Raw genomic sequence first — 15,987 nt, forward strand, 5'->3', positions numbered from 1 at the left:
TAATGATATTTGAAGAAGACACTAACTAAAATAGTCACTTAGTCAGTCCAAATTCGTTCTATATTTGGAGTATCCTTCATAAAGGAGAGGTGGAACACGTCTGGATTAGACAGGTTTTCCCACTCCTTATACCCGATACGATCATCAAAATATTTCAAGAGCAGAGATATGAGATTTCCATGTGAAGCTATTATAATATTTTCAAACCGACTATTTAATAGTTCTTTAACCACAGTAATTACACGGTGCGTAGCTACATTGCTCGACTCGCCACCCTCATAATACAAATCTAAGTCGTAGTACGTTTGTCGAAGCATTTCACGCCAATCAGGGTGATTTTTTTCAGATAATATCCTTTCGGTCAATCGGTTATCTGTTACAATTTCGATACCAAGTCTTTCAGCTAATGGAGAAATTGTTCGATAAGCCCTTTCATATGGACTTGAAATAATATAATCAACGTTTTTCGGTATAAGAAACTCAGTAAGATTGTTTGCCTGATTTAGACCCAAATCCGATAGTGAATCAGAGCACATGTTAGTATAGTTTTACATCATTTCAATATATTTTAAGTAAAATATAATTCCTGCTCTGTCTACATTTGAAAATTGGAGGGGATCCTCATTCATTAGTTGTCTTAATTCATCTACGGAAATCCATCTTGGGTTCTTAGTTTCATCACCTAATTTTAATAACTCACCTTGTGCTTTACAACGGAAGTACACACCAACCGAATCAAAGGGTCATCACAGCACCCTTCCTTTTCTTCCATATAATTTCTAGATTCTCCCAATAATCCCTCCTTAAAAGCTATTAAATAAATCCGCTCTCGTTGTTACAGTAAGGACGCAGGAAGATCGGATAGGCTGCCGTAAACTGCTGCTGATTGGTGGGGCCGAATTCGTCATAGCCTTTCGCCACACAACACTATTCTACTCTACTATATTTGGTATAATTTGTATTTTTATTCCGATATATGTATGATAGTGAAAGAATTATTACTATATTTGGTAATAGAAACAATGTGGAGGGAATCAAATGAAACGTTGGATGTATACACTCGCTGCGATTGCGGTAACTGCCTCGCTGACAGGGTGTAATTTTTCGGAGAAGGCTAGCGGTACTTCAAGAGAAGCCGGATCGCTTAAGAAGCTGGGGAAAGATGAGAAAGCAACAATTAAAGTGATGTATTATGACAAGAATTCCTTCTACCAACAATACGGTAATCTTTTCATGGCCAAAAATCCGAATATTGACGTTGAGGTCATCTCGAATCAAGGTATTTATGGAGCAGGCAAAGATCCTCAGGAAGCGCTTGATAAACTCATTGAAGAAGAAAAGCCGGATATTCTCCTTGTCAACGGTACCGACCAGCTTGAAAAGTTCGTACAAAAAGGACGCCTGTATGCGCTGGACGATGTCATCAAGCAGGATAAATTCGATGTGGAGAATATCCTTCCAGCTACACTGGAAACGATTAAGCTCAAAGGCGAAGGCAAGTTATATGGACTTTCACCAGATTTCTACAGTCAGGCTCTTTACTATAACAAGGATCTATTCGAGCAGTATGCCATAGAGCTTCCGAAAAATAAAATGAGCTGGGAAGATGTCATTAATCTCGCCAAACGATTCCCGACCGACGGTCAGGGAGATCAGCGAATTTACGGATTTTCCGCTTATTCTTACATGCGTGAAGGAGTCGCCTATCAATATATGAGCAGCATCGGCACAACGCTGGGTCTGTCTTACATCGATCCTGAGCAGATGAAGCTGACGATCCAGACAGATGCCTGGAAGAAGGCTTTGCAGCTTACCGTCGACTCTCTGAAATCCGGTGCGTTGTATATGCCAAAAAATCAAAACGCCGATTCTAATGCGCCTCGCATGTACGAGGATTATCTCAAAGAGAATTTGTTCGCCATGGGCAAGGTTGCGATGACGATTGACGGCAGCTATATGATGCAAAATCTGCAAGAGGCCAAAGACCGCCTGAAAGATGTTAAGCCTATCAATTGGGATATCGTCACGGTTCCCGTTGATCCGCAAAATCCGGACTTTTCTAACTCTGTTTCCGTATCCAATGTATTCGGTATCAATGCACAATCGCCCAATACGCGGGCAGCCTGGGAATTCATTAAATATATCAACAGCGATGAATTCGCTAGAGTCATGTCCAAATCTTCGAGCAGCCTGATGACCCGCACCGCTTACTCCAAAGAAAGGGACGGCCATAATCTTGAGCCATTTTATCTCCTGAAACCTAATCCTGACAAGAGCTATAAAGGTTACGAGAAAATCCCAGGCGGCTTCTACCAGCCGTTCAGTACGCTTGCCAATCAAGAAATTCAGGCCGTTATTGACGGGAAGAAATCAGCTGATGAGGCACTTAAGACGATTCAAGATAAAGGACAAGAACAATTACTGCAAGCCAAACAAGCGGATGATGCCCAGAAAGAGGCTCAGTCCAAGCAGAAATAAAGCCAAGAGGCTGCCTCTAAGGTTCTTTTCAAACCTTGATTTAACCAGCATTTGGATCGGTTCGCGCCGAGGCAGCAAAAAAAGAAGCTACGGTTTATTGAAATCGTAGCTTCTTTTGCTTGCAACAGTTTAAACCAGAGAGCAAAAAAAGGGTCGAAATCGGTAATGATATTAAGGCATATTTGTATTTCCTTCGGCATGGGCAGTATCTCCACTTGCGTTAGTTAGGTATCCTTCTGAATGAGAAGCCGTACCGCTGGTATAATGACACGTTGTAAACAGGCATTAGTACAGTTACTCTAGCCATAGTCACACCTCCCACTTGTTAATCAATCTATTTATTTTATGTGAGAGAGTTGTAAATCGACATGTATAACTGTCATCGGACTAAAGAAATGCACGTTTGGCTAACTAATACTTAGGTTCTTTTTGAGGTAGAACACTCATCTTTTATAGGTTGTGTCACATGTTTTTTAGGCTACCGAGATAAAATTGCGGTAGCCTGAAGTGTAATCCAAAGTATCTATACTCTGACGAATCCGTAACGCTTCATTAACAAGTCGATGCCATTCTGAGGGTAATTTTTCTAAAAGATAGTAACCACCTTCATCTTTTGTAACGATTGTTCTATGTTCAAGCGTAAAAGCAATTTTTCCCAGCGTTAGTACCGCATCATCTATCCAATGATCTTCGAAAAAACCTCAAAATTCTTCGCCTTATCCGCCCAGTAAACGTTCAGATTATACTTCATGGCAGCTTGAATATCTTGCCATATTTTTATTATAGCCATCTTTGGAGAGGCTGATCGTCATGTAAAAAGGGATTATGAAGCTTGGTTAGTTCTAGATAGAACTTATGTTTCATTTCTTATGGAACATATGGCCAAAAGAAAAACAAAAGCCCATGTACACATGTAAGTAGGAATCCTGGACATAGACTTGTTCATCAAATATATATTCTACCAATATAACTACCCAATCCAAACTATAAGAATTCAATATACTATATAAGTTTAATAGGAGGGAGTTGAAACTTAAATTGAGTATATTAACGGTAGTAGCGCTGCGAAAAGCGGCTACGAAAACGATCCCAATTTACCGTGAAATTGTTTGTAATCCGGTATATGCAACACGCTTAACCATCGCGATCCGGAACAATAATTTGGATTCACTCAATCGTTTATTCAAGGAAGTTACATCTGGTTTCAACGATTTTGGAACCAATAGATTTGGATTTAGCATCGGCTTTAAGGCTCCGGCTCCGGCGGATCAAGTAGAAAATGCGACCAACACAAAAGGGAGTGTCCGCTTAACGGTAATCAGCTTGAGAAGCATTTCTAAGAGGATTCTGCCGTTATACCGTAAAATTAGCAGTAACAACGCGTTCGCCACCCAGCTCGTCCTAGCTGCAAGAAATAGAAACAATACCATACTTCGCGCATTAATATCACCATTGCTACCAGCCAATAGTTTGGTATCTGTACGGGGGGACCGCACAGGTATTATACTTGAGATTAAGTCAGTGACGGGTGTTGTGTTTATTACTCAATTTTTTGTATTGTAAATTTTTATCCCATTATTTGATTGAGTGTTACCAGCGATCTAAAAAGGAGTTCGAATGAACGAAAAGTGAGGTAATATCTTAAAGTTTGATTTATTTATTTTCTCATCGAATATACTAATCATTTAATCCCTTTCCACCCAGAATTTGCTGCATACATTTTCAACCCTTGACTCTCGAGTTTTGGATTGTTTGGGTTCAGAAAAATAAAGAATGTATGCTCTTTGCCGTCCCGGCGTCAATGCTTCAAAAGCAGTTTTCAAGGCAGGGATTTCATCGAATTTATTTTGAAGTTCTTCAGGGATTAAGAATTCTGTATTCTTCTTAAAATTCACTTCCAAACCGGCTTTTTCAACTTCAATGGCTTCATAAATATAGGCTTTCAAGATGGTTTCCATTTCAACTATTTCTTGAACATTGGTGAACCGAATCTGGCGCGCCCCCTGTACATTCTCCGTTTGTTGGATTAGAATCCCATGGGCATCCTGTAACAAGGCACCTTTGTGAAACAGAAGCGCACAATATTCTTTAAATCCATGTATTAAAACTATGTTTTTTCTCAAACTCGTAACAAGGATGCATCCACTTAAATTCTTCGGTCAGCTCACAGTCAAGAACGATATTTCTCAACTTCTCATATTCTTCCTTCCACTTTTTGGCTTTACTTAAAAATCCATCAACCTTAGGATTCATTCTACTATTTGTCATCAAGGAACACCCCTCATCAATTTTTCGTTCAGCTGACAGTTTGTCCGAAATGTTAAAGCATGCACATCTAACCGGACACGAAGGAAAACTTCTTGCCTACCCCTCGCGGCAGCTCCCCACTATCGTTCTCTGTTAGCTTAATAACGCAGAACATTTTATGGGAATAGAACCTCTAAATAAACGCACAGAAGAAAACCTACTGTAACGATGGAAACAAGAAATGATACTACTTTGACCAAAATTTGATGCCTTCTCGGAATATCCCCAAACCTATTTGGTAGGTCATCAGTAGTGACAACAGAGCCACGGCAGGAATCCCGCCATGGCTCTGTTTCGATTGCGGTTATTGTTCCAACACCTTTTCAAGCTCGCCGCACCAATTACTCCAGCCATACTTAGCTCCACCCAGTGCTTGAGCATTTGAGATTCCGGTTTGTTCGAGATGAAGGTTAACCTTTCCGTCCCCTAAATCCTGCAGCGTCCAGGTGACCGTGTGCTTCTCTCCGCTAGCCCAAGTATAGGACAACCGGTTTGGTGCGTCCACGATAAGCACTTCGCCGTCAATAATTCCATTCCACCATTCGGTCGGCTGAGTGCGAAACTGAAAATGGTGTCCTACAACGGGCTTAAAATCATTTTCCATCGCCTGACCGGTGTGGATGTTGGCCACCCACTTGGCAAGCTTGCTTGAATCGGTTAAGGCGGACCAAAGCTTCTCAATCGATGTTTTGTACTGAAAATCCAAGGTTAATGTTAAACTCATTCTTCTTCCTCCTCTAATAGTTGGTTCAAGCGCAACATATTCGTACGCCAAAAATTACTGTAATAAGCCACCCAATCTTGAATTTCTCTGAGTGGAGAGGCGTTTAACCTAAATCGCGTTTCTCTACCGACTTTTCGATCAAGTACCAGTCCGGCCTCTTTAAGGATTGTCAAATGCTTGGATACCGCAGTACGGCCCATTGGAAACTGTGCCGTTAATTCATGAAGCGGTATCTCCTCTGCCTCTGCTAACAGACGAATTAGTCGGCGCCTAGTCGGATCTGCAATCGCGTCAAACACATCTCGCAACTCGTTGTTCTCGCTCATGGCACCCACTCCAAAATATTATTTTCTGTAGTAAAAATCTATTGGTGGTATGAAGAGACAGCCGTTGATTTCACCACCTCCTTAAAGTTTGCGGCTCTTCGGACGTAGCGCCCACGAGGCGATATTTAGTGCAGCATATGAGAGCGGAAGGATAATATGAAACCCGTAATCACCATAATCGTTAGCAAACACATGAGATAATGCCGCACCAGTCATTAAAAAGAAGAGACCAGCATGAGCCCATTCTTTAAGCCGAGGAAAACCTGGCACGACGATAGCAATGACTCCAAGTAATTTCCAACTCCCGAGAATGTTCGTAACGTATAATGGGAAACCAATATTGGTCACTAACTCGACATTTCCCCCATATCGCATCAGTTGCCCAATACCACTTAACGTAATAGATGCTGCGAGTAGTAATGTGACTGACCAATAAGCAATCATTTTTCCTCGGGGCTGGGTTTCTACTTTCGCGGTTGTTTCCGCACCAATGATCGTACTCATTTTGTTTCCTCCTCATAATTGTTTCAAGTTAAACTTATTCAGGTTCCAAACTTTCCAAATGACTAATTACTAATATGACACCATTTGGTGACACTTTGATTATAGGTCACCATTTGGTGTCGTGTCAACAACATTTTTAAACTCCATATGAAAACGTTAGTTAGCAATGTGACAACACTTTATGCCATTTGGCTCTTTGACTAAATGTTAAAAAGCCTCGGCGCAATATTGCCGAAGCTTTTTGATCATGACTCGGTTTTGGTAGGCGTCAGGACTACTTGATTAATGACATCAACACCGGCTTGTTCGCATGCTTTTCCAATTTATGAATACATTTAAGTATTCGATAAACAGGAGGACACAAGTCATGTCACAACACGGGCAATCGTTCATGAGAGGTACGCTGGTCTTGTCTGTCGCTGCTTTCATCAACCGTATTCTCGGTTTTATCAGCGGCATGTATATCGCTCGCGTACTGGGCGCAGAGGGAATCGGCATCTTGATGATGGCGCATCCGCTCGTCCCGCTCGTCATTACGATTACGGAGCTTGGATTGCCGGTTGCAATTTCAAAGTTGGTCGCAGAGGCCAACGCTCGCGGCGAACGGATGAAAGTGAGGCGCATCCTGCATGTATCCCTCGCTGTTACGGGCGTCTTGAGCGTAGCGCTCACGACCGTCACATTACTTGGATCTGAGTGGATCGCATCCATTCTGCTAAGCGACCAACGCGCTTATTACGCGATGCTGGCGATTACGCCGATCGCGCCGATCGTCGCTGTCTCCGCCGTATTAAAGGGATATTTCCGCGGCATGCAGCAGATGAAGACCATTGCCGCTTCCGATGTGCTGGAGCATACGGTGCAAATCGCCTGTGTACTTGCGCTGGTCCACCTATTGCTGCCTTATGGCGTCGCTTATGCGGCTGCCGGAGCAATGGCTGCCTCTGTTGTCAGCGAAGCGATCAGCCTCCTATTCTTGGTGACAAGCTACAAGCTATACGGTGAATCGAAGATGCCGGGCGAGACTTGGGCAAGCCACCTGAAACAAGGAAGAAGCACACTCGGCGAGCTGCTGCAGATCGGACTGCCGACGACCGGGCACGGTGTCATTCATTCGTTATACAGTACCTTCCAGCCGCTTCTTATTACAACTAGCCTGGCGCTGGCCGGCATCGGCACGGCGTTAGCCACGAAGCAATTCGGCCAGCTGGCCGGCTATGCGTTTCCGCTGCTGTTCATGCCAAGCTTTATCACGCAGTCCTTGTCCACCGCTCTTATTCCTGCGATTGGCGAGGCAGCGGCGAACAAGAACAGTCTACTCATACATGAGCGGATGAATCAGGCTATGATCTTGGGACTTCTGATCGGCGCGCCGGCGACCGTTATCCTGTACGAGTGGGCAACTCCACTAACGACACTTATCTATAATACGCCGGAAGCAGGATTGCTTCTGAAAATACTGGCGCCGATGTTTTTCCTGCATTATTTCGACGCTCCGCTTCATGCAATTCTGCTCGGGCTCGGCCGCGCGAAAGCTACGCTGTGGAATTACGTAATAGCCACCGTATTCAAGGGTGTCTCGATCTTCGTGTTCGGCAGCCAATTTGGTATTATTGGCGTTGCGTACGGCATCGGTATCGGCATTGTGATACAAACACTGCTTAACTTCTTTTCCATTTCAAGCTCGATCGGATTTTATTGGAGTATTCGTCCTTATGTCAAGGTTGGGATCTGCATGATGCTGATGGTGATATGCGGACACTCGACCTATAATTATGTTGCCAGTCACGGTATGCCGCAGTTATGGTGCGTAATCACTTCAATCGTCTGTTCCTTGTTTCTCTATTTCGCCGCACTCATATTGACGGGTACGTTGAATTGGAAAAATACACGCCACCGATTTTCGATTCCATGGTAAGTTTACTTGAAAAAGAAAAAGCAGCCATGATCGGCTGCTTTTTCGCTGCTGGCTTATAGCGTAATGTTCTTTTTCCATGCTAATTAATGCCTTGCTCAATCATCTTAAATTTCTAATAAAAAATTAAAGGAAAAGTAAATGTAACGCAAGCTGCCCAAAGTCCGTAGACCGGCAAATACTTAGTAACGGCATCTTGGATGGCCAACGGTCCGGTTTTGTTTTGTAGAAAACGCATATAGGAGAGCATAATCCAAATTAGATTGGCCCAGATAAGTATGTTAACGCCTAAAACAGCAAGTCTGTTGGGCGTAATCCCATAAGAAGAAAGCCTGAACACTATGGCTGATAAAGCCACACTGTCAATGATAAGAGCAAGAACAATTAGAGCAAAATTTATATAATCAGAAATGTTCTTTTTCTCGTCTGTGCCGCTTTCGGTAATGGAGAATATGGTGACGGCCAATACACTAAGGAGTATTCCGTTGAAAGATAGGAGGAAATCGCGGTCCAAGAATGGATTTTTCCCGACCCAAATAACCGTTATAAGATAGACCAACAATGTTGCCAGTACAAGAGGACTAAAAATTTTGGCTATATAGGGTGCTATATTTTTAGCAAGTTTAAGGTTCCTAGATACGAGGTATGTAGCCACAAGAGCGAGCGCGGCAGCACCAAATAAAACGACATTTTTGAAATAAAAATCAGATATATCCATGCCGACAAATCTAAATAACTGCATGGTTAATGCGGTTAGCAGCATTCCGCTTATTGCCATACTGGCGTAGAGTATGCAAAGTTCCCCATTAAATTTAAGATAGGCTAATCTTATGCTGCCTCTGCCAAATTCATTTCCTGTAAATGCAAGCCCTACTACTACCCACAAGAATATGGGAAGGTGTATATACGCCAGGATAATACTGTCTTTTTGCTCTAGTGGCAGCATATTCAGATAAAACCCGGAGATTAGGAAAGACGATACTAGGGTGTACAGAACATTTTTTTTAGGGAAATTATTGAATATAAAATAGATGGCAATTAAGGGAAGAATACCAAAGACAAGGTTAATAGGGGCTATAGCTTGCTGTTCGACAAAATGAAAAATGATCCTTGTGCTAATCCCGGCCAGAATTGCTAAAATCCCCATGGATAAGAAATCTTTCCGAAACAAGGAAGCTTTTTCTGTATGTACAGTCTCCTTGAAATGCAATCTTTCATACCAAACGGCAAGAACCTGCGAATCAGGGTTTTGTTCCCAGGCGTAGGAGAATGACTTTTTAAAAGTTTCGGGTTCTTTTCTAAACATTCTCTCCAGCTCTTGGGGATTAGCCATATTTTCAATAATCAGATTGTTATTATCCATGGTTCTACCTCCCCCTAATCATCGTCCTGAGTGTTTCCGTCACTTCTGTATTCTAAAATATCTCCAGGCTGACAATCTAAAGCCTTACAAATCGCCTCTAAAGTGGATAATCGAATCGCTTTTGCCTTTCCATTTTTCAATATAGAGAGATTAGCCATCGTGATTCCAACCCTCTCCGAAAGTTCTGTTACGCTCATTTTCCGTTTAGCCAACATCACATCAATATTGATAATAATCGCCATGTCATTCACCTCAGACCGTTAAGTCATTTTCTGATTTTATATCTATGGCATTTTTTAAAAGCTTTTGAAGAATAGCAGCAAAGACTGCAATCACCAGGGAGGCAAAAATCATGACCATTCCGATTACTATGATACCTGGGGCATCGTCTTTCTCTGCTATGAGATAGAAGAGTGGCATGCCTACCACATATAGGATACTGATTGTGATTGCACAGTATTTTATATTCTTTAAAACTTGTACAGATAATTCCGAGAAAGCTTTGTTCTTGTCAATATAGCTTAAAAGTTTAAAAGCTTGATACAGAGCAAAGTAAAAAGGTATCGCCGTTGCATACAAATCGACTAAAACGAGATATTTCATATAAGTATGATCTGGATACAATTCTGCTGCAAATTTCGCTATCTCTGGCACCAAAAATATACACAAAGCAAGAATCGGAATTCCAATAAGAAAAACAACTACCTTTAAAAAGAGTGTTTCTCGTTTCATAATATGCACCTCACTTAGTTATTGTCAATTTGATTTTAATACATAATTTATCGTTTTACAATAAATAATTACCGATAATAATTATATTATTGTTGTTATATAAATATCCCTTTAATTTTAGACAAAGATAAAAAGCATTCCTCATTACCAAGAAATGCTCTATACCTTTTAATTTATAACTCGTTCCACTATCTGCCCTTTAGTTGCAAAAAGAGCCCCACAGCAACTGGCTGTGGGTCTGAGTCTGTATATTTAAAAGGGGGTCGAGTTTTATTATAGGCTTGATTCAATAGCTCCGTCGGGAGCAATGCTTATTAAATTTAATTTAATCATTAAACTAATCACTAACACTAAAACAGGAATCATTACAAATAGTAATCCTACTCTCAGTAATACAGCGACCTCTTCTTCCATAAGCATAAAAATCATCACTCTGTTCTCCAGACCTAACAAATAATCCCATATATTTAGACGCTGTAAATGCACTGATAGTTGCGTATAACTGCCCGTAGATTAACACTCCCTTAAGCAATGAGAGTCCCCATTTTAATCAGCATGGTGATTACCTTCCCCGCATACATCTAGGGTAGAACAGGTTAATTCGGGGGTGTGTAAATGATAAATAAGCCGAACTTCCTCCTGATTGTTGTCGATGAGGAGCGGTATCCTCCTCTCTATGAAAGCCCCGAGATTAGAGCTTGGCGGCTCACAAATCTCCCCACCCACGAACGGTTGCGCGCGAATAGCGTGGAACTCCACCGTCACTATATCGGTAGCGCTGCGTGCTGTCCGAGCCGGGCTACGATGTTTACCGGCCATTACCCCTCACTCCATGGTGTCTCGCAAACGAACGGCATCGCGAAAAGTGCTTTCGATTCAGATATGTTCTGGTTGCCGCCGAATACTGTGCCTACGATGGGCAATTACTTTCGCGAGGCAGGGTACCAAACATATTACAAAGGCAAATGGCATATTTCGTATGAAGATATTCTGGTTCCTGGAACTAAAGATGATATGCCTAGCTACAATCCTGCAACTGGTGTGCCGGACCCACAGCGGGAACAGCTTTATTTGTCCGCAGATCCGCTGTATGCCTTCGGCTTCTCATCTTGGATCGGGCCTGAACCCCATGGCCGCAATCCTCGTAATTCCGCTTCATCGGCAGCTACAGGTTTGAGCGGCAGGGATGTCGTTTACGGTACAGAGACTGTTAAGCTGATTGAGGCGCTGGATCATCTAAAGCGTACCGACTCTGGTGCAAAGCCATGGCTCGTCGTCGCCTCCTTTGTAAACCCGCACGATATTGCATTGTATGGTATGCTGACCGACCATCTACCGAACTTGTTTCATTTCCAGGTCGATCCGATGCCGGAAGTCCTTCCTCCGCCCACGATCGGTGAATTTCTGAATACGAAGCCACGTTGCCAGGCCAGCTACCGGGATACTTATCCAATAGCCCTGCAGCCAATCGTAAATGAGTCGTTTTATCGAAAGCTGTATTATCAGTTGCAAAAAAATGCCGACCTGCAAATAATGAAAGTTTTAGAAGCGCTGAGCCGCTCTTCTTTCAGTGACGACACTATTGTCATTTTCACTTCAGATCACGGCGAGCTGCTGGGCGCCCACGGCCATCTGCACCAGAAAATGTACTGCGCTTATGAAGAAGTTCTGCATGTGCCCTTCCTCATTCACAACAAGCGCCTCTTCCCGCACAGGCAAAGCTTTTCAGAGTTAACCTCCCATGTCGATCTTCTGCCTACGATGCTTGGACTTGCGGATGCAGACATTCCCGGAATTCAATACCGGCTGCAAAGCTGCTTCAGCGAAGTCCGCCCCTTCGTTGGCCGCGATCTTACGCCTTACTTACTCGGTCGCAAAGAGCTTGGGGGAGTCTCCTGCCGTAGGGAGCCGGTTTATTTCATGACCGATGACGATATAACACGTGGCCAGCATCAATTCAATCCATTAGGGAGAGCTTACACCTCTGTCGTTCAGCCTAACCACATCGAGACCGTTATCGCCGATCTACCCGGACAGCACGGACTGCCAAATCAGTTATGGAAATTTTCCCGTTACTTCGACAACGAGCAGTTCTGGAGCGAACCGGGTGTACGAGACCTCACGATTCAGCTGTTTGGTGAAGTATGTGCAGATCCAAAACAAACATCTACTCCCACTTGTCATGTTACTTGCAAAACCGATCCGGTTCCTGAGCAATACGAGTTCTACAACTTAACCGAGGATCCGTTGGAAACCCGTAATCTCGCTCACCCTTCTTGGGCCACGCCGCAATCGGAAAAAGTCCGACTGCATATGGTCCGTTTATTGGAGGAGCAACGAAGCCAGAAGCGTTTGAGACCAGAACAAGGTGACCTTCGATATAAGGGGAATACCGATTTTAGATAATGAGTTGTACAAAAGGAAAACGGCGTGGAAAGGCAAAAATACTCTGTCGGCAATTGGAAGAGTAAGGGTAGTGCACTGACGCAATCGAATGGGCATTTCTGAGCACATTTACCCAAAAACGTAATGAAGGCTGCCGAACGTTTCCTCGGCAGCCTTGTCGTTTTCTTATTCAGCTCTCGTTCTGCGTTAGGTTAATTCCATGAGTATTTGTTTTGCATAAAAATCCCAGTCTGCTTCGTCTGTGTAAGCCTCGCTACGACTTTGAATAAATCTGGGCTCAACAGCATCTTGGGACAAGGTTTAGAGTACACAATGTGCATTCAGCCTTGATAGACGTTTTTCCAGCATCTCAATTTCTGCAGAATTTATAAATGCCGCTCGATGATTTACATGGAACCTCTCTAAAAGATAAAATACACCGTTTGATGGTTTCGTATGACCAAGTGAATCAATCCAATTGTATTGTTGCTCAAGATAATCAACATGACGATTTAAAAGCTTAATATGTTCATCCTTAGGCCGCCGATCATTTTATTTCGGCAGCCTTCTCTTAATGTAATTGAAATAGCGTTTTCCTATAGCATAACCAATCATCGCTCGTTTCTCGTTAGTGTAAAAACAACTTCATTTCCTTAACGTTAAAGAATGACCTAGAAACCAGGTATATAATTCCGGATTATCGTATGTTTCTGTCCATGAGTTATGATTCATCTCAGGATAAATTGTGAAAGTGACATTTCCACCATTTGCGCGAAGTACGTCTACCATTTTTTCCGATTCAGCAATAGGAACTACATCATCCTTCGCGCCATGGAATGCCCAGGTGGGCGTTCCTGTTAGTTCATTTATCCGGTTGGGGTTACCTCCACCACATATTGGAGCAATAGCCGCGAACCTTCCTGGATACTCTGCTGCTAAGTGCCACGTCCCATAACCACCCATGCTTAGCCCCGTCAAGTTTAACCGATCTGGATCTACGTTGTAGTTTGCGATGATCTCATCCACTAAGGCCATCAATCCGTCTTGTTCAGCATTCCAAAAAGAATCCTCCGGGCATTGAGGGGAAATCGTAATGAATGGAAAAAAAGGATCCCGTTCTGCTATCATAGGAATTCCATGAGCTTTTACCAACTCCAGTTCATCTCCACGCTCACCTGACCCGTGAAGAAATAAGATTAAAGGCCACTTAATTGAGGATTCTTTTTCATAACAATCTGGCAAATGTAAGAGGTATTTCATCCGCACTTTTTTTGTTACTTCTATTTCAAATTTATTTGCGGTTTGACTCATTGTATCTCCCTCACTTTTGCGATATCTCCCATATGGGATAAAGATAAAATTCCCCATATTTCCCGAAATTCCTTCAGTTGTTTGTGGAGAACTCCTCCAGACCTATCTTTTCAATTATTGGATGATCAGTTGCCCAATCTAGCATTGAGGCTGCCCGGTTGGTTCCGCGGCAGCCTTGTTTTTGTGTTATTCAGCTGGTATATAGGTTACACCTTCTGTGTAGGAATTGTTAGCATTCCAGATTATGTATTCATTAACACCAGCATCTTTTAAGGCTTTAATTTGTGCATCTACTTCAGACTTGCCATATTTAATATAATTGCCAGCACCTAACCAGCTTGCTGTAAAATCTTGAATCCAAGGACGTGATAAGGGGGGAGTCTGGAGCTGTGCAAACTTCTCTTTTTCAGCCTTCATATATTCGGTAACAAGTCTATAGGGATCTTTATCTGGTTTTGGAATTCCGAAATAACCATTAGACCAATGACTTGGATAAATCATAGACGAAATTACATCTACTGAGCTTGAAATGCGGTTAAAGTTCTGACCGATACCTGGAGCTTCAGGCAATGTAGCCGTATATCCGAAGATATCAACAGACACTTTTACTTTATACGGCTTTAGTTGTTCTCTGGCATATGCGACAAAGTCGCTGACAGCATCAACACGAAGCTGTGTCATACGTGCTTTATCGCTAAAATCCGGTGCTTGGGGTGCATGTTTTTTTAGATCAGACATACTCTTTTGAACATCGTCCACTGCTTTTTTATTTTCATCGGTTTTTGCTGAATTGTAGGTATTCGTAGCATCTGTCAACTTTATTTGTAAAGAAGTCAAATCGTCTTGATATTTCTTAGAGGCTTCCGTATAATCTTTTTCTTCTTGCACAAACTTAGTTGGTTTTTTATCCTTGTAATCGCCCAATGAATATTTAAGAACTTTGTCCCTACTTTCAAAGCCTTCCGGAAATCGAACATAGTCAAATTGGATCTCTTTAAACCCAAGTTCTGCAGCTAATTTTGCAACATCAACATTATAATGCCATGTTTCTTGAAGGAATGGGTTGATAAACCCGTCACCTTTTCCATTACGCCAAACACTGTTGCCGTCTAAATAAGAGAGGTCTGGACGTTTTTTCGCCAAAACCGTATCTTTAAAGGCTACAATACGTGCGATAGGATAAATTTTATGCTGTTCAAGTGTTTTCATGAGTGCTTGGGGATCTTTTATGTAAGGTTGGCCAAATTCTGCAAATTTGCCCTCAGGTTTAAATGTGATATACCCGTCATCATCCTTTATATCTATCACCATTGCATTTAGGTCTGTATTATCAACAAGTGATAGAAGTTTAGACATATGGCCCCCTCCAGCTGACCAACCTGTTACATAAATTCCACGTACTGCATCTGGATAATCGAAGTGTACTGGGGGATCAAATGCAGGCGCTTGACTTGCTGCAGGTGTTGGCGACACTGCGAGCGGTGAATATGAGGGCGATGGCGCGGATATGGGTGTGGGTGTGGGCGTCGGCGTGATTTCTGGTGCAGACGTTGATGGCGGTTCAGATGGATTCGGCGTGTTTAAAGCGACTTTTGACGACAAACAAGCTGACAACGAGAGCACTAAAAATAGCATAATAAAAATAAGACCTTGTTTCTTCACGATGTTCTCCCCCTTCTCCCAAAATCACTCAATTCTAATAGTTATTTTTAATTGGTAATAACGGAAAATTTGATACTCAATAATTGAAATATTCGCGAAGCGATTAAACTATGCTGCTCGTTTGTACAATAAATAAAAAAAGAGCCGTCTAAGCAGCTCCTGCACTAAAATTCCTCGTTAGCTAAAACGTTTCAGCATATGCCCTCTTCATCTTTATCCTGAAGGTTTGTTCCGAAAAATGCTTCTAACAAATCGTAACCCGGAGGTAAAGAAATAGTCC

Annotated in this window: 15 protein-coding genes and 1 pseudogene; 5 read left to right on the plus strand and 11 right to left on the minus strand. The window is 42.5% G+C overall.

The genetic code is table 11. The annotated features are described in order from the left end of the window. Nucleotides 1-38: 38 nt before the first annotated feature. Complete coding sequence (locus GC098_RS29235; protein WP_171646857.1) at nt 39-536, minus strand: histidine phosphatase family protein; 498 nt, start codon at nt 534-536, stop codon at nt 39-41. Nucleotides 537-1,038: 502 nt separating this feature from the next. Here GC098_RS29235 and GC098_RS29240 point away from each other — a divergent pair. Further along, nucleotides 1,039-2,478 carry an ABC transporter substrate-binding protein gene (locus GC098_RS29240; RefSeq protein WP_171646859.1) on the plus strand — a complete coding sequence of 480 codons (1,440 nt, stop codon included), beginning with the start codon at nt 1,039-1,041 and terminating at the stop codon, nt 2,476-2,478. Between the two features lie 473 nt (nt 2,479-2,951). On the opposite strand, the gene GC098_RS41770 is transcribed toward GC098_RS29240, so the two are convergent. Next, nucleotides 2,952-3,158 (minus strand): aminoglycoside adenylyltransferase domain-containing protein, encoded by a 207-nt coding sequence (locus tag GC098_RS41770; protein WP_171646955.1) that lies wholly within the window; start codon nt 3,156-3,158, stop codon nt 2,952-2,954. Between the two features lie 108 nt (nt 3,159-3,266). Between GC098_RS41770 and GC098_RS42035 the strand changes: the two genes are divergently transcribed. Together GC098_RS42035 and GC098_RS29250 are read left to right on the plus strand one after the other, a co-directional pair. Beyond that, the gene (locus tag GC098_RS42035; protein WP_512699028.1) at nt 3,267-3,395 is read left to right on the plus strand and encodes a hypothetical protein; all 129 of its coding nucleotides are present in this window, start codon (nt 3,267-3,269) and stop codon (nt 3,393-3,395) included. A 109-nt stretch (nt 3,396-3,504) separates the two neighbouring features. After that, nucleotides 3,505-4,041, plus strand: coding sequence for a hypothetical protein (locus tag GC098_RS29250; RefSeq protein WP_171646861.1), 537 nt, complete (start codon nt 3,505-3,507; stop codon nt 4,039-4,041). Nucleotides 4,042-4,155: 114 nt separating this feature from the next. Here GC098_RS29250 and GC098_RS29255 read toward each other — a convergent pair. The 4 genes and pseudogenes from GC098_RS29255 to GC098_RS29270 form a co-directional block, all read right to left on the minus strand. Continuing rightward, a pseudogene (locus tag GC098_RS29255) lies at nt 4,156-4,746 on the minus strand (YdeI/OmpD-associated family protein). A gap of 343 nt (nt 4,747-5,089) precedes the next feature. Next, a complete protein-coding gene (locus tag GC098_RS29260; RefSeq protein ID WP_171646862.1) occupies nt 5,090-5,509 on the minus strand; it encodes an SRPBCC family protein in 420 nt (139 codons plus the stop codon). Continuing rightward, a complete protein-coding gene (locus GC098_RS29265; RefSeq protein ID WP_171646863.1) occupies nt 5,506-5,835 on the minus strand; it encodes an ArsR/SmtB family transcription factor in 330 nt (109 codons plus the stop codon). The genes GC098_RS29260 and GC098_RS29265 overlap by 4 nt, the downstream gene beginning before the upstream one ends. 81 nt (nt 5,836-5,916) lie before the next feature. Further along, on the minus strand, nt 5,917-6,339 hold the full coding sequence (locus GC098_RS29270; RefSeq protein ID WP_171646864.1) for a DoxX family protein: 423 nt from the start codon (nt 6,337-6,339) through the stop codon (nt 5,917-5,919). A 367-nt stretch (nt 6,340-6,706) separates the two neighbouring features. On the opposite strand from GC098_RS29270, the gene spoVB reads away from it, so the two are divergent. Beyond that, nucleotides 6,707-8,257, plus strand: coding sequence for a stage V sporulation protein B (spoVB, locus tag GC098_RS29275; RefSeq protein ID WP_171646865.1), 1,551 nt, complete (start codon nt 6,707-6,709; stop codon nt 8,255-8,257). A gap of 112 nt (nt 8,258-8,369) precedes the next feature. On the opposite strand, the gene GC098_RS29280 is transcribed toward spoVB, so the two are convergent. Genes GC098_RS29280 through GC098_RS29290 form a run of 3 tightly spaced genes read right to left on the minus strand, consistent with a single transcriptional unit; the run spans nt 8,370 to nt 10,349 of the window. Beyond that, nucleotides 8,370-9,617, minus strand: coding sequence for a DUF4153 domain-containing protein (locus tag GC098_RS29280; protein ID WP_171646866.1), 1,248 nt, complete (start codon nt 9,615-9,617; stop codon nt 8,370-8,372). A gap of 14 nt (nt 9,618-9,631) precedes the next feature. Further along, nucleotides 9,632-9,859: a helix-turn-helix domain-containing protein gene (locus tag GC098_RS29285; protein WP_171646867.1), complete on the minus strand. Its 228-nt coding sequence runs from the start codon at nt 9,857-9,859 to the stop codon at nt 9,632-9,634. Between the two features lie 10 nt (nt 9,860-9,869). Further along, complete coding sequence (locus GC098_RS29290; protein WP_171646868.1) at nt 9,870-10,349, minus strand: DUF2975 domain-containing protein; 480 nt, start codon at nt 10,347-10,349, stop codon at nt 9,870-9,872. A 615-nt stretch (nt 10,350-10,964) separates the two neighbouring features. On the opposite strand from GC098_RS29290, the gene GC098_RS29295 reads away from it, so the two are divergent. Then, the gene (locus tag GC098_RS29295; protein WP_171646869.1) at nt 10,965-12,755 is read left to right on the plus strand and encodes a sulfatase family protein; all 1,791 of its coding nucleotides are present in this window, start codon (nt 10,965-10,967) and stop codon (nt 12,753-12,755) included. A 624-nt stretch (nt 12,756-13,379) separates the two neighbouring features. Here GC098_RS29295 and GC098_RS29300 read toward each other — a convergent pair. Then, nucleotides 13,380-14,045: a carboxylesterase family protein gene (locus tag GC098_RS29300; protein ID WP_171646870.1), complete on the minus strand. Its 666-nt coding sequence runs from the start codon at nt 14,043-14,045 to the stop codon at nt 13,380-13,382. Between the two features lie 186 nt (nt 14,046-14,231). Next, the gene (locus GC098_RS29305) at nt 14,232-15,707 is read right to left on the minus strand and encodes a putative glycoside hydrolase (RefSeq protein WP_171646871.1); all 1,476 of its coding nucleotides are present in this window, start codon (nt 15,705-15,707) and stop codon (nt 14,232-14,234) included. Nucleotides 15,708-15,987 lie beyond the last annotated feature (280 nt).

It is taken from the genome of Paenibacillus phytorum (genome assembly GCF_013141715.1).
Lineage (GTDB): Bacteria > Bacillota > Bacilli > Paenibacillales > NBRC-103111 > Paenibacillus_E > Paenibacillus_E phytorum.